This window comes from Streptomyces sp. NPDC029296, assembly GCF_055569255.1.
Genome location: NZ_JBVHXT010000010.1, coordinates 45,638 through 59,406, shown reverse-complemented (window position 1 = coordinate 59,406; position 13,769 = coordinate 45,638). Strand labels below are relative to the sequence as shown.

Annotated in this window: 15 protein-coding genes; 7 read left to right on the top strand and 8 right to left on the bottom strand. The window is 69.7% G+C overall.

All coding sequences use genetic code 11. From position 1 onward, the window contains the following. The first annotated feature begins 362 nt into the window (after positions 1–362). The 5 genes from ACZ4W9_RS11120 (at position 363) to ACZ4W9_RS11100 (ending at position 5,983) form a co-directional block, all read left to right on the top strand. Positions 363–2,276, top strand: a complete 1,914-nt coding sequence (locus ACZ4W9_RS11120) for a GMC family oxidoreductase (RefSeq protein ID WP_467934777.1) — start codon at positions 363–365, stop codon at positions 2,274–2,276. A 66-nt stretch (positions 2,277–2,342) separates the two neighbouring features. Continuing rightward, positions 2,343–3,485, top strand: coding sequence for a ferritin-like domain-containing protein (locus ACZ4W9_RS11115; RefSeq protein WP_467934776.1), 1,143 nt, complete (start codon positions 2,343–2,345; stop codon positions 3,483–3,485). Positions 3,486–3,507: 22 nt separating this feature from the next. Then, a complete protein-coding gene (locus tag ACZ4W9_RS11110) occupies positions 3,508–4,053 on the top strand; it encodes a hypothetical protein (protein ID WP_467934775.1) in 546 nt (181 codons plus the stop codon). A 17-nt stretch (positions 4,054–4,070) separates the two neighbouring features. Continuing rightward, positions 4,071–4,994, top strand: coding sequence for a myo-inosose-2 dehydratase (gene iolE / locus ACZ4W9_RS11105; RefSeq protein WP_467934774.1), 924 nt, complete (start codon positions 4,071–4,073; stop codon positions 4,992–4,994). Then, positions 4,991–5,983 (top strand): sugar phosphate isomerase/epimerase family protein, encoded by a 993-nt coding sequence (locus ACZ4W9_RS11100; protein ID WP_467934772.1) that lies wholly within the window; start codon positions 4,991–4,993, stop codon positions 5,981–5,983. Before iolE ends, ACZ4W9_RS11100 begins: the two co-directional genes overlap by 4 nt. Positions 5,984–6,300: 317 nt before the next feature. On the opposite strand, the gene ACZ4W9_RS11095 is transcribed toward ACZ4W9_RS11100, so the two are convergent. The 3 genes from ACZ4W9_RS11095 to ACZ4W9_RS11085 all read right to left on the bottom strand — a co-directional run bounded on the left by ACZ4W9_RS11095 (position 6,301) and on the right by ACZ4W9_RS11085 (position 8,285). Continuing rightward, positions 6,301–6,504, bottom strand: a complete 204-nt coding sequence (locus ACZ4W9_RS11095) for a cold-shock protein (protein ID WP_467934771.1) — start codon at positions 6,502–6,504, stop codon at positions 6,301–6,303. Positions 6,505–6,674: 170 nt separating this feature from the next. Beyond that, positions 6,675–7,499, bottom strand: coding sequence for a DMT family protein (locus tag ACZ4W9_RS11090; RefSeq protein WP_467934770.1), 825 nt, complete (start codon positions 7,497–7,499; stop codon positions 6,675–6,677). Between the two features lie 6 nt (positions 7,500–7,505). After that, positions 7,506–8,285 carry a DUF998 domain-containing protein gene (locus ACZ4W9_RS11085; protein ID WP_467934768.1) on the bottom strand — a complete coding sequence of 260 codons (780 nt, stop codon included), beginning with the start codon at positions 8,283–8,285 and terminating at the stop codon, positions 7,506–7,508. 213 nt (positions 8,286–8,498) lie between these two features. On the opposite strand from ACZ4W9_RS11085, the gene ACZ4W9_RS11080 reads away from it, so the two are divergent. After that, positions 8,499–8,897, top strand: coding sequence for a DUF6153 family protein (locus ACZ4W9_RS11080; RefSeq protein WP_467934767.1), 399 nt, complete (start codon positions 8,499–8,501; stop codon positions 8,895–8,897). A 95-nt stretch (positions 8,898–8,992) separates the two neighbouring features. After that, the gene (locus ACZ4W9_RS11075) at positions 8,993–9,646 is read left to right on the top strand and encodes a DUF305 domain-containing protein (protein WP_467934766.1); all 654 of its coding nucleotides are present in this window, start codon (positions 8,993–8,995) and stop codon (positions 9,644–9,646) included. Between the two features lie 48 nt (positions 9,647–9,694). Here the strand turns inward: ACZ4W9_RS11075 and rocD are convergent, their stop codons facing one another. From rocD to ACZ4W9_RS11050, 5 genes are all read right to left on the bottom strand, one after another. Continuing rightward, entirely contained in the window at positions 9,695–10,912 is a 1,218-nt protein-coding gene (rocD, locus tag ACZ4W9_RS11070; protein WP_467934764.1) for an ornithine--oxo-acid transaminase, read from the bottom strand. Continuing rightward, positions 10,912–11,721, bottom strand: coding sequence for a dimethylargininase (ddaH, locus tag ACZ4W9_RS11065; RefSeq protein WP_467934763.1), 810 nt, complete (start codon positions 11,719–11,721; stop codon positions 10,912–10,914). Before ddaH ends, rocD begins: the two co-directional genes overlap by 1 nt. A 206-nt stretch (positions 11,722–11,927) precedes the next feature. Next, positions 11,928–12,413, bottom strand: coding sequence for an Lrp/AsnC family transcriptional regulator (locus tag ACZ4W9_RS11060; RefSeq protein ID WP_467934762.1), 486 nt, complete (start codon positions 12,411–12,413; stop codon positions 11,928–11,930). Positions 12,414–12,447: 34 nt separating this feature from the next. Beyond that, a complete protein-coding gene (locus ACZ4W9_RS11055) occupies positions 12,448–12,615 on the bottom strand; it encodes a hypothetical protein (protein ID WP_467934761.1) in 168 nt (55 codons plus the stop codon). A gap of 115 nt (positions 12,616–12,730) precedes the next feature. Continuing rightward, complete coding sequence (locus ACZ4W9_RS11050; protein ID WP_467934759.1) at positions 12,731–13,681, bottom strand: cytochrome c oxidase assembly protein; 951 nt, start codon at positions 13,679–13,681, stop codon at positions 12,731–12,733. Between the last annotated feature and the right edge of the window lie 88 nt (positions 13,682–13,769).

Here is a 13,769-nt window from a genome sequence, read left to right as displayed (position 1 = left end):
TCACCGCCAAGATCCCCGCTGCGGCAGAGCGGGATGACATCGTCTGTGCAAGCCTCGTACTGAGGTCCTTCCCGCTATCCCCGGTGGATCAGCGGGCGGCGTCGCATGTGGTCAATCGCAAAGCGGAGGGTGATCCTCGTATGCGTCGTACGTGGACGATTCGGCAACGCGGCGAGTGGCCGCAGCCGCCGGCGGGACCCACTGGTATTACGGGGAGCCCTCAGCTGTTCATTGCCAGTGGCAGGGGCGGCCTTCGATAGTCAGCGGATCACCATCCGTTCTGACGGCCGGCCGGATCTGTCATCGGGCTGTTCTGCCCATAACCGGGGTGGGGTCACCCCCAGACGCGACAAGGGGCGTCAATGATGTCTTACGGCGGTACGGAGCAGGTGATCTTTCCAGCCGGTGCCGCGACGCAGACCAGCGCCGCGGAGGCTGCTCAAGAAGTGTGGGATGCCGTCATCGTCGGTGGCGGCATGGCAGGTTCCATCGTCGCCGAGCAGTTGGGCCAGGCAGGCTACAGGGTGCTGATTCTCGAAGCCGGTCCCGGCAAGGACCTGGACGTCGCCGAGTACGAGTCGTACCTGTCGCGGTTCTACGGCGCGGTCGTCAAGGACAACCAGTCTCCGTACCCGTTCAACCCGAATGCCCGGATGCCCAGGAGCACCGACACCATGCCGGTGAATCCGAACACACCCCGGGACGACTTCTACCTTGTGCAAGAGGACAAGTACTGCACGGACACCACCTTCACCCGGGTCCTCGGCGGCACCTCCATGCATTGGGAGGGGAAGGCGCTGCGCATGCTTCCCGAGGATTTCGACCTGCGGACCAAGTACGGCCAGGGCCTGAACTGGCCGCTCAGCTATGACGACCTGGAACCCTACTACCGCAAGGCCGAGGCCGAGCTGGGCGTGGCCGCCGAAGTAGAGGACCAGGCGTATCTGGGAATGCATTTCCCGAAGGGATACGTGTTCCCGATGCACCGCATGCCGCTGTCCTATCTCGACCAGGTGGTCGCCCGGGGTGTGGACGGCATGCGGGTCAACCTGGGGGACGACGAATACACGCTCCAGGTGCGGAGCTTTCCGCAGGCCCGTAACGGCGTGCCGAACGCCGCGTACGACGGGGGCAAGGGCTTCGTTCCGGTCGGCGCGGTGAGCACGAGCCAGGTGGAAGTGGGCGAGCGCTGTCAGGGCAACACCAACTGCGTCCCGATCTGCCCGGTGCAGGCCAAATATCACTCGGGAAAGACGCTGGCCAAGGCGCTCAGCAAGGGAAACGTCAAGATCGTGACGCAAGCCGTCGCGTCCAAGGTCGAGATCAGCGATCACAACCAGCGGGTGGCCGGGATCACCTTCAAGAAATACGAGTCGCTCGGCTCCGAGGAGTACACGGAGTACACGGTGGAGGGTGCCGTGTACATCCTCTGCGCGCACGCCATCGAGAACGCCCGGCTCATGCTGGCCTCCGGCATGCAGGACATGAGCCGCAGCAAGCTGATCGGCCGCAACCTGATGGACCACGCGTACCTGCTGACCTGGGGTCTGCTGCCCAAGCCGGCCGGCACGATGCGCGGCACAGTCTGCACGGGCGGGATCACCGACCTGCGCGGCGGGCGATTCCGCAGAATCCAGGCCGGGTTCGGCGTGGACATCCACAACGAGGGCTGGGGGTGGGCGACCGGCTCGCCCTACACGGACCTGGTCGAACTCGTGGACAAGCAGGGCCTGCGCGGGCGGGACTTGCGCAGGACACTCGGGAACCGGATCTCCCGGCAGCTTCTGCTGGCCTTCATGATCGACCTGTTGCCCGACAGGAGCAACACGGTCACCGTGGACGAGCGGTACAAGGATGCCCTCGGCAACCTGAAGCCGGTCGTGTCGTTCAAGATCCCGCCGTACACGATGCGGGGCGCCGCGTTCGCCCGCAGGCTCTCGACCGACATCTTCGAGAAGCTCGGTGCCGAGGACTGGACCACGTACGACAAGGACCGCTACAGCGCCGTCGAGCACGAGGGGCAGTGGTACAACATCGTGGGCGGCAATCACCTGGCGGGTACGCACATCATGGGGATCGACCCGAAGAACTCCGTGGTCGACCACACCCAGCGCTCGTGGGACCACGACAACCTCTACCTTGTCGGGCCCGGCAGCATGCCTTCGATCGGGACGTCCAACATCAGCCTGACCATGGCGGCGCTCGCCTTCCGCAGTGCGGCCCACGTCGTCAAGTACCTGCGTGCCGCGAAGGCGCCGGCCACCGTCGGCAGGTAGACAGCTCGCCGATCGGCGGGTCGAGCGCGACACCGCCCACCGTCCACCGCCCACGATTGGGGGAACATGTCCGTTCCAGAATCAGAGCCCGGTCCGGACCCCAGGATCAAGACCATTGAGGAGCTGTACGACTACCTCTACAAGGGGCTCCAGCTGGAGCATGCGACGCTGCCGCCCTACCTGACCGCGCTCTACTCGCTGCATCCGGGGACGAACTCGGATGCCCGGCATGTCATCAGGGTCGTGGCCGTCGAGGAGATGCTGCACCTCACCCTGGTCGCGAATGTCCTGAACGCCGTGGGCGGAACTCCGGACCTCACCAAGCCGGGGTTCGTGCCGAATTATCCGACGCGCCTGCCGTGTGGTCCCGATTACTTCGATGTCCATCTCCGGCCCTTCTCGCGCGAGGCTCTCGACACATTCCTGAAGATCGAGAAACCCCCGGAGGCACCTACCGAGAAAGACAGGTTCGTACCGGTGGACTGGGCGGCCGTCGGGCTGACGTCCGACGGTGCGCCGCCGCCACCGGAGAAGCTGGCGGAACTCGAGGAGTCCGGGTCGATCTTCGGCCTCGTCCCCGGAGATCCCACCCAGCGTTTCGCGAGCATCGGTGAGTTCTACGAGGAGATCATCCGGGGCATCAACCACCTGGAGGACCAAGCTCGTCAGGCAGGGAAGACGATTTTCACCGGCGATCCCGCTCGCCAGGTGACTCCCGAGTACTTCTACTCCGGTGGCGGCGATGTGATCGTGGTGACCGGCCGCGACACCGCGGTCGCGGCGCTCACCCTCGTCGCGGAGCAGGGTGAAGGGCTGTACGGCGGTATCTACGACAGCCAGGGAGAACTCGCCCACTACTACAGGTTTCAACAGTTGGAGAAGGGGAGGTACTACCAGAAGGGCGATGAGCCGGGCGATCCTCGCGGCCCGGTTCTGCACGTCGACTGGGATGCCGCCTATCCGGTGAAGCAGGACATCAAGCTGACGGATCTCTCGAGAGACCCGGAAATCCTGGTGGCGGCCGAGGAGTTCAACCAGTTCTACGCCACGTTCCTGAACAACATCAATCTGGCCTACAACGGTCAGCCCGACCTTCTGCTCAAGGCGGTCTGGGAGATGTTCCGCATGCGCGACAGCATGAACCGACTCGTCCGCAACCCACTCGCAGGGCATTCAGGGAAGAACGCCGGCCCGACATTCGAGATCTAAGGCCGTCGAAGGAGGCGGGATCGTGACGCAGACAACGGACACGGTAGAGGAACTGCGCAAGTTCGTGGTGTTCTCCGCCACTGTGACCGGGTTCAGCGAGTTCGACCTCTGGGGAACCGGTCAGGCGGAGGAGTATTACAGGACGGCCGTGGATCAAGTAGGGCTGGACGCGCTCCGGAAGGCGATGGCTTCCGATCCCTCTGCCGTTCCCTCCGATCCAGTGGTGAACAGCATCGTCAAACTCTGGTACGTCGGCGTCTGGTACGGCCCGGAACTGGTGGGGCGTATGGACGTGGCGGCCTGGACGGCGCCCGGGCGGAGCGGAGCGAAGCCCGCCGTCCCGGAGGACAGCCGGCCCGAGGACAGCCAGTCCCTCCTGGCCACGTCCGGACGACACCAGGCTGGGGACGACCGCGCGTACGGCGAAGTCGAACGCAAACCCCTGTTCGTCGTCTCCCCCGACGCCTACACCGAGGGCCTGTTGTGGCGGGCCATCGGTGCCCACCCGTCCGGCGCGAAGGCGCCGGGCTACGGATCGTGGGTCAATCCGCCCGTATTCGAGGACTGACAAGAGGAGGAAGTGTCATGACCAGCACGGTCCCGAACCTGGGTCCCGACAAGGTGTCACTGGGCGTAACGCCGACACTGTGGTGGAACGACGACTTTCCGCTGATCGACATCGGGATCCCGTTCGAGCAGTGCGTGAGCGAGATGGCGCTCGCGGGATTCCAGGGCTGCAGCATCGGTCACAAGTATCCGACCGACCCCGCCGCACTGAAGAAGGCACTCGACCTGCGCGGCCTGAAGGTGTCCGAGCCCTGGGTGAGCACCTACTTCACCATCGGCGAAGAACAACTGACCATCGAAAACTTCAAGAAACAGCTGGAGTTCCTCGCAAAAGTGGGCGGCGAGGACATCGTGGTCGCAGAATTCGGGCTGTCATCGCACCTGCAGCCAATCCCGGTTTTCGACCACCGCCCCAAGTTCACCGACAAACAATGGGATCTCCTCGCCAACGGGCTCAACAAAATCGGTGAGCTGGCCGCGAACAAGAACATGCGGCTGTGTTACCACCATCACATGGGCACTGGCGTGCAGACGGCCGAGGACATCGACAGGTTGATGAGGAGCACCGACCCGACCCTCGTGCACCTGCTGCTCGACACCGGGCATCTCCGGTTCGCGGGCGACGACCCGCTCACGGCCGCGGAAAGGCACAAGCAGCGGATCAAGCACGTTCATCTCAAGAACGTCCGCCAGCCCGTCGTCGACAAAGTCGAGAGCGACCGCCTGTCCTTCCAGGAGGGAATCCTGGAAGGCGTCTTCACCGTGCCCGGAGACCCGGAAGGCGCGATCGACTTCAAGCCCATCCTCTCGACGCTGGCGGAAGCCGGCTACGAGGGCTGGCTGGTCGTCGAGGCCGAACAGCACCCGGCGACGGCACACCCGCTGACGTACGCCAAGATGGCCCACGATTACCTCACCGGAGTCCTGGGGTGGCAACGATGAGCACACACGACATCTACCTCAGCTTCTTCATGTTCACCCTCGACCTGCACCCGGATGACCCCAAGTACACCGAGGTCATCGTCAGACACATGAAGGAGCTGCAGGGCATCGGGTACACGGGCTTCGACATGCCCGTTCTCCCGAACGGCGAGGGCGACCCCCAAGCGGACGTACCCCGCTACGAAAAGCTCAGGAAGGCCCTCGACGCGGCCGGCCTGGAGAACGTGGGTCTGACCACCAACGTGGCCACGACACCGGCCTACAACCCCACATCGCTGAACGCCGAGGAACGCGAGGCGGCCCTGGCCTACCTCAAGTCCAGGGTGGACATCACAGCGGCCCTGCGCGGCACCATCATGGCGGGCCCCGTCCTGTTCCCCTACAACGTGTTCCCCACCGTCAACGGCGAAACGCTGTGGAGTGACGCGCTGCAGGACTGGCTGCAGCCCCGGTACCGTGTCGCGCAGCCGCTCTTCGACCAGCTCGGCGCATACGCGGCGGAGAAGGGCGTCCAGGTCGCCATCGAACCCGTCAACCACTGGGAGACACCCGCCCCGAACATGGTGCGCGACGTGCTCGACTTCCTCACCGAGGTGCGCAGTCCGCACATCGGCGTTGCCGTGGACAGCTCCCACGTCGTCCTCGGCAGCAGCGGCCCGGAGGCGTACCGCCGCGACATCCAGGACGCAGCCGACCAGCGGCGCCTGCACCACGTGCAGGTGTCCCCGCCGGACCGCGGCGAGGTCGCGGACAGCTGGATCCCCTGGCGCACGTTCCTCGACCCCATCCTGCCCGTGTACGACGGTCCGCTGCTCATCGAGGTCTTCAACGCCATCCCGGAGTTCCACGCTTCGTTGCGGCTGACGAGGCGGAAGTTCTGGATCCCCGGGGAGGACGAGCCGGTCCCGGGCGTGCCGAGCGCCTACGAGGTCGCCGAGGCCGGGATCAAGAAACTCCGTTCGGAGCTGGCCACACTGCACGCGAAGTGATCCGGGCTGCCCACCGACCTGACGCCGTGAACGGTTCACCACGAACACCATTACTGTCAGGCCGCTGTCGCTCGAAGCGCCACGACGGTGCCCCGACTGAAGCACCCGACTGAAGCACACCCGCATCCGTGAGGCGGGAAGAGCCGGCGCCGGCGGGCGGGCGGCGAGCACGCATCCAGCGCCGCCCCGCGCCGCAGCTGCGGCCATACGGTCGTGTCGGACCCGGACGAACCGGCGGGTCCTGGTCCGCTGGCGGGCATGAGTGAGGCGGCTGCCGGACCGGGCAGCCGCCTCACTTCGTGTGCTCCGTTGCCCGTTCAGCCGCGGGTGATGTTCTGCGCCTGCGGGCCCTTCTGCCCCTGGCCGACGTCGAAGGTGACGTGCTCGCCTTCGGTCAGTTCGCGGTACCCGCTGCCGTTGATCTCGGAGTAGTGCGCGAAGACGTCCGGGCCCCCGCCGTCCTGCTCGATGAAGCCGAAGCCCTTTTCGGCTTTGAACCACTTCACGGTGCCGCTGGCCATACTGGTTGATCCTTCGTGTCATGCCCGGGAACAGCCCTCTTGCCGGGCATGCCCCGGCTCGCGCACCGCACGGGCCATCAGCCGTTCTACCCCCGACCACCCCGCTTCTCCCACCGGTGACACGCCGAATGAGGCACGGGCACGCGCTACGGGCGGCAGGGGAGGAGGGGTCAGGTACGGACCTCTGCGAAGCGGGAGAGGGCGAGGGTGCCGGCTGCCGCGAGGACGAGACCCGTCAGGGCCAGCCAGCCATAGCCGGGGCGTGCGCGGTCGTCGAGAAGGAGGATGCCGACCAGGCCGGGGCCGGCGATCTCCATCAGGGTGCCGGCGGCGGTGGCCGCGGTGACGGAGCCGCGTCGCATCGCGAGGGCGTAGCTGAGGTATCCGCCCAGCCCGCCGATGATCAGGGCGTACGTCGCCCCGTCGGTGAGGACGCCTTCGACGCTGGAGATGTCCATCACGCGTACGGCGAGGCTGGTGACGCCGAAGCCGACGCCGGACAGGACGCCCAGGGATGCTGCCGCTCCCCGGCCGCGGAAGCGGGCAGCCCACGAGGTGAGCCCCAGGGCCACCAGGGGCGCGACGACCAGGGCCAGGCGGAAGGAGGGGCTCGCGGAGGTGGCGCCTTCGGGGCCCGAGCCGGCGGCGAGCAGCACGAGGCCGGCCACCACGGTGGTGACGGCGACGCTGTCCCTGGTCCGCAGGCGGATCCCGAGCAGAGCGACGGCCGCGAGGGCGGTGACGGCGAGGCTGGCGTTGGTCACCGCCTGCACGACGAACAGCGGAAGGCGGCGCAGGGCCACGACGCTCAGCGCGAAACCCACCACGTCCAGGCCCGCGCCGAGGACGAACTGCCACGAGCGCACCAGCCGGACCGCGAGCCGCAGCCCCTCCGCCTCCGTGTGCGACGGCGCACGCGCCGCGCGCGCCTGGAAGACCGACGCCAGACCGAAGCCGACGGTGGCGGCGAGCGCGAAGAGGAGACCGAGGAACACGGCGCGCTATTCGAACGGCCGCCGCGCCGGAACGCGGGCCGCACCGTGACTCGTGCGCTCGCCTCCTGCGAAGGGCCTGGGCGCCGGAGGCTTCGAGACGGCGAGGGGCGCCGTCCCGGAGCGGACCACGCCGGCCGCGAGGAGCAGCGCCCAGCAGGCCAGCAGGAGTTCCTGGAGGCGTTCGGCCAGTCCCACCCACAGGTTGACGTGCCGCGCCATGAAGGCGGCGACCGCCACCATCAGCCAGACGTTGACGGCCCACTGGGCGACCACGAGAGCGCGGCCGTGACGGGCGAGGGCGGGCCACCGGCCGTACCGGCGGGCGGCGATGGTCAGGGCGGTCATCGCGGCCAGCGCGGCGGCGGTGGCCACGCCGCTGGTGACCGTGTGCACCGTATGGGCGGCCGGTGCCAGGCCGGCGACCTCGCGGTCGAAACACGCGCGGTCGGCCACGAGCGGGCAGCTCAGCGGAAACCGGAACTCCACCGCCGTGGCCGCGCCGAACAGGCCGAGAGCCCACCACCCCGCCCTCGCCCACGGCAACCGCGCCGTCCGGCCCCCGAAAGCGCAGGCGGCGGCCGCGACCGCGCAGGCACCGGCCATCAGGTCGGCCGTACGGAAGAGGAGACTGTAGGGCCGGCCTTCGGCGGAGAGGTCGCTGACATAGGTGTGCAGCGGGTCCGCTCCCGCCACCAGGAACGGCGCGCTGATCCACGCGTTGTACAGCACGGCGGTCAGCACCAGCGGGATGCCGGCCAGCCGCCGGCCCTGGCGCAAGCGGATCACACGGCCCACCTTGGTACGGGCCCACACCGGCACGGCGGAGGCACGCCGGACACGGCCTCGATGTCCCGCCGAGGCGACCGGATCACAAAACTCGTGGGAGTAGTCGGCCCGGCTGTCGCCGGCCCGGTCGCCGCGCGCCGCGGTGCCGGACCGGGCGCGGGCGGTCGGCGGGCCTCGTCCGCGCGCCGTCGCACGCCCCCGTACGATGACGTCATGCGCACCACCGGACAGCACCTGCGGCGACCGCTTCGGCGATACCGCCCGCTGTTCGTGCTGGCGGTGCTGATCGGGCTGCTGGGCATGCACGCCCTCGCGCCCGGCGGCGGTGCGGGGCACGCGGAACACGCCCACACCGCGCCCATGACGGCCGCGCTCGGCGCCGTCGACGACTGCCCGGGCGGCGACGGCCACTGCGGCGGCCACCGGCTGCACCACGCCGACCCCAGCTGCGCCTCGGGCGCGCCGGACGGCGGGCCGCAGCTGCCCGCGCCGGCCCCGGACCCGGTGCCCGGCGCGGCACCGCTCGGCTGCCCGCTCGCCGCCCGCGCCACCGCGCCGGACGGCGCCCGCGCCCCGCCCGACCTCGCCGAACTCCAGCTCCTGCGGATCTAGAGGCCGCCCCGGCCGCGCCCGCCCCGCCGCACGCGGGGCCCGCGGCCGTGCCCACGCGTGCCCCGAATCCCTTTCGCACAGCAGGAGTTCTCCGCATGACCACCCGTACCCCGACGCGCCGCGCCGCGCTCGCCGCCCTCGCCGTGACCTCCGCCCTGGTCCTGTCCGCCTGCGGCGGCAACGACGACGGCGACGCCAACGGCACCGGCCACACCGGCCACGGCGCCTCGGCCCCCGCCGCCGCGCCGAGCGCCTCCGCAGCCTCGCCGAGCGCCTCCGCCGGCGCGCACAACGCCCAGGACGTCGCCTTCGCCAAGGGCATGATCCCGCACCACCAGCAGGCCCTGGAGATGGCGTCACTCGCCGCCGACCGCGCCTCCTCGGCGCGGGTGAAGGACCTCGCCGCCCGCATCGAGAAGGCCCAGGACCCCGAGATCCGCACCCTGACCGGCTGGCTGAAGTCCTGGGGCGAGCAGGCCCCGATGGCCGGCATGGACCACTCCGGCCACGCCGGGATGACCGGGATGATGAGCGAGGCCGACATGGCCGCCCTGAAGAAGGCCACCGGCAAGGACTTCGACACCCGGTTCCTGTCGCTGATGGTCGAGCACCACCAGGGCGCCGTCGAGATGGCCGCCACCGAGAAGCACAAGGGCCGCTCCGGCGACGCCAAGGCCATGGCGGACGCCATCATCACCGCGCAGGCCGCCGAGATCAAGGAGATGAAGCAGCTCCTCGGCGCCGGGTGACGCGACGGCGGGGGCCGGTACCTCCACCGGCCCCCCCCCGCCCGCGCCTCAGGCGAGCACCTTCTCCAGCGCGCCCAGCGCCGACCGCAGTTCCTCCGCCGTGACGGTGAGCGGCGGCGCGAGCCGGATCGTGGAGCCGTGGGTGTCCTTCACCAGGACCCCCTCGCGCATCAGCCGCTCGCTGATCGCCCGCCCGGTGCCGAGCGCCGGGTCGACGTCCACTCCGGCCCACAGCCCCCGCGCCCGGAACCCGGTCACGCCCCGGCCCACCAGCTCCGTCAGCCCGTCGCGCAGGATCACCCCCAGCTCGGCCGCCCGGCGCTGGAACTCGCCCGTCTCCAGCAGCCCGACCACGGCCGTGCCGACCGCCGCGGCCAGCGGATTGCCGCCGAACGTCGACCCGTGCTCACCCGGGCGCAGCACCCCCAGCACCTCGCGCCGGGCCACCACCGCCGACACCGGCACGATGCCGCCGCCCAGCGCCTTGCCGAGCAGCAGCACGTCCGGCACCACGTCCTCGTGCTCGACGGCGAGGGTGCGGCCGGTGCGGCCGAGGCCCGACTGGATCTCGTCCGCGACGAACAGACAGCCCTTGCGGCGGGTCAGCTCGCGCACCCCGGCGAGATAGCCGTCGTCCGGCACGACCACACCCGCCTCGCCCTGGACGGGCTCGATCAGCACCGCCGCCGTGGTGTCGTCCACGGCCTCCTCCAGCGCGGCCAGGTCGTTGTACGGCACGACCGTGAAGCCGGGGGTGAAGGGGCCGAAGCCGGCACGGGCCGTCTCGTCCGTGGAGAAGCCGACGATCGTGGTCGTCCGGCCGTGGAAGTTCTCCGCCGCGACCACGATGGTCGCCCGGCCGGCCGGGACGCCCTTGACGTCGTACGCCCATTTGCGGGCCACCTTGATGCCGCTCTCCACGGCCTCCGCGCCGGTGTTCATCGGCAGCACCATGTCCAGCCCGGTCAGTTCCGCGAGCCGCTCGGCGAACTCGGCCAGCCGGTCGTTGTGGAAGGCGCGGGAGGTCAGGGTGAGCCGGTCGAGCTGGCGGTGGGCGGCCTCGATCAGCACCGGGTTGCGGTGGCCGAAGTTCAGGGCCGAGTAACCGGCCAGCATGTCGAGGTAGCGGTTGCCCTCCACGTCCTCCACCCAGCTGCCCTCGGCGCGGGCCACGACCACGGGCAGCGGGTGGTAGTTGTGCGCGAGCACCGGCTGCTCCGCGCGGATCAGCTCGTCGGACGTACGGGGGCGCGCGGGTGCGGTCATCAGCGGATCTCCTGGGTGCAGCACTTGATGCCGCCGCCGGCCTTGCGGAACTCGGACAGGTCGACGGGGACGGGGACATAGCCGTGGCCGGCGAGGCGGTCGGCCAGCGCCCCGGCCTGGGGGGCGATGAAGACGTGCCGGCCGTCGGACACGGAGTTCAGGCCGAACGCCAGCGCGTCCGCGCGGGTGGCGAGCACCGCCCGCGGATACAGCCGCCGGAGCACTTCGCGGCTGCCCGGCGAGAACGCCTCGGGGTAGTAACAGATGTTCTCGTCGTCGAGCGTGAACAGCGCCGTGTCCAGGTGGTAGAAGTACGGATCCACCAGCCTGAGGCCGATCACCGGCCGGCCCAGGAACTCCTGCGCCTCCCGGTGCGCCTCGGGGGTGGTGCGGAACCCGGTGCCGGCGAGCACGTACCGGCCCGTCCACACCAGGTCGCCCTCGCCCTCGGCCACCGACTCGGGCCGGTACACGTCGTAGCCGGCCGCCTTGAACCAGGTGTCGTAGTACTCCGACTCCGGGCGCCGCTGCCGGGCGTGGAAGAGGGAGCCGAAGACCCGGCCGCCGACCACGAGGGCCGCGTTGGCGGCGAACACCATGTCCGGCAGGCCGGGGACCGGCTCCACGCGCTCGACGGTGTGGTCGTGATCCTCGTACGCGCGGACCAGCGACCGCCACTGCTCGCGGGCCAGGTCCACGTCGACGGGCCGGCCGGGGTGCATCCAGGGGTTGATCGCGTACTGGACGGCGAAGTGCCTGGGTTCGCAGACGAGGAAGCGCCGGGGACGCGGCACACGACGTTCGGTCACAGAGGGTTCCCTCCGCTTTCCTGTGTGTCACTGAGGGGGTGAGACCACGGTAGGAAGGGAGGTGGACGGGCGACAAGCGCGGAAAGCTGCGCGGATGCGCAGCATCGCTGCGTTCTCACCGGGGCGCACGCACGACTCCTGCGCGCCCGGGACACGACTCCGCGCGCCCGGCCGGACGGCCTACGGCGTCCGCGGACCCCTCGCGGTCACGCGGGGGCCGCGTGGGTGGCGCCCGCCTCCGGGCTCTCCGGGAGCAGATGGGACAGCACCATCACGCTGATCGTCTTGCGGATGAACGGCTCGGCGCGGATCCGCTCCAGCACCTCCTCGAAGTGCTCCACGTCCCGGGCCCGCACGTGCAGCAGCGCGTCGGCGCCGCCGGTCACCGTCATGGCCGCCACGATCTCCGGATGGTTGCGGACCACCTCCGCCAGGCGCCGGGGCGGGGCCGCGCCCTCGCAGTACACCTCGACGTACGCCTCGGTGCGCCAGCCCAGCGCGGCCGGCCTGACCGTGGCCGTGAACCCGGTGATCACCCCGGTCTCCCGCAGCCGGTCCACGCGCCGCTTGACCGCCGTCGCGGACAGCCCCACGTCCACGCCGATCTCCGCGAAGCTGGCCCGGGCGTTCGCCATGAGCGCCGTGACGATCCGGCGGTCCAGCTCGTCGAACGCGGGTGTCCTGCTGTTCATGCGGGCACTGTAACCAGCTCCCGCGCGCCGTGGCTCAGGACCGGGCGACGACCGCGGCGAGGGTCAGCAGACCCAGCACCACCCAGCCGAACCACAGCCAGCCGTTGCTGCCGAGCGTGACCGTGTAGGCGGTCACCAGCACCAGCGTGCCGGCCGTGAGAGCCCCCATCGTCTTGGTGGAACCGTTCGTGGAACCGGGCATCGCGACACCCTCCTCGTGGTCCGTTCCCGACCCATGGTGCCCCCATTCCCGCCCCGGCGGGATACGGCGACGGGCCGGAGCCCGCTCGGCTCCGGCCCGCGAAGGAGACCCCGGCTCAGCCCTTGCGGGCGCTCAGCGAAGCCAGATAGGCGTTGTACGCCTCCAGCTCCTTGTCGCCGTCCCGGTCGGCGGCCCGGTCCTGCCGCTTGGCCTGCCGCTGCTCGGAGCGGTACCACTGGAACAGCAGCGCGATCAGCACCAGTACCGACGGGACCTCGCTGAACGCCCAGGCGATGCCGCCCGCCGAGCTCTGGTCGGACAGCGCGTCGATGCCCAGTGAGGCCGGCGGGTGCTCGAAGGTGCTCACCATCGGGGTCGACGCCATCATCAGGGCGATACCGAAGAACGCGTGGAACGGCATGCCCGCGAACAGCTCCAGCATCCGCATCAGATGACCCGGCCGGTGCGGACCGGGGTCCACGCCGATGATGGGCCAGAAGAACACCACACCGACCGCGAGGAAGTGCACCATCATCGCGATGTGCCCGGTCTTCGAGCCCATCAGGAAGTCGAACAGCGGGGTGAAGTACAGGGCGTACAGGCTCGCGATGAACAGCGGGATGGTGAACGCGGGGTGGGTGATCATCCGCATGTACCGGCTGTGCAGCAGCATCAGCAGCACCTCGCGCGGCCCCTTGCGGCCTTTGCCGGCGGCCGGCAGCGCACGCAGTGCCAGCGTCACCGGGGCGCCGAGCAGGATCAGGATCGGCGACAGCATGCTGATCACCATGTGCTGCACCATGTGCACGCTGAACATGACCATGCCGTAGTCGTTCAGCTTGGTGCACATCACCAGCGCGATGGTGAGCACGCCGACGACGTAGGAGACGGTGCGGCTCGGCGGCCAGGCGTCCCCGCGCCGCCGCAGCCGGACGACGCCCCAGCCGTACAGGGCCAGCCCGGCCGCACAGGCGACGAGGAAGAACGGCTCCGCCGACCACTCGAGCCCTCGCCCCAGCGTGAACGGCGGCAGATCCATCGTCATGCCGTGCCCGCTGTGATCCATCCGCCGGCTCCTGTTTCGTGGGGGTTGTGCGAGTTGTCCGCCCCAAGAGTAGAACCGCCCCCGGTCGCGACCGCGACCGGGGGCGGGT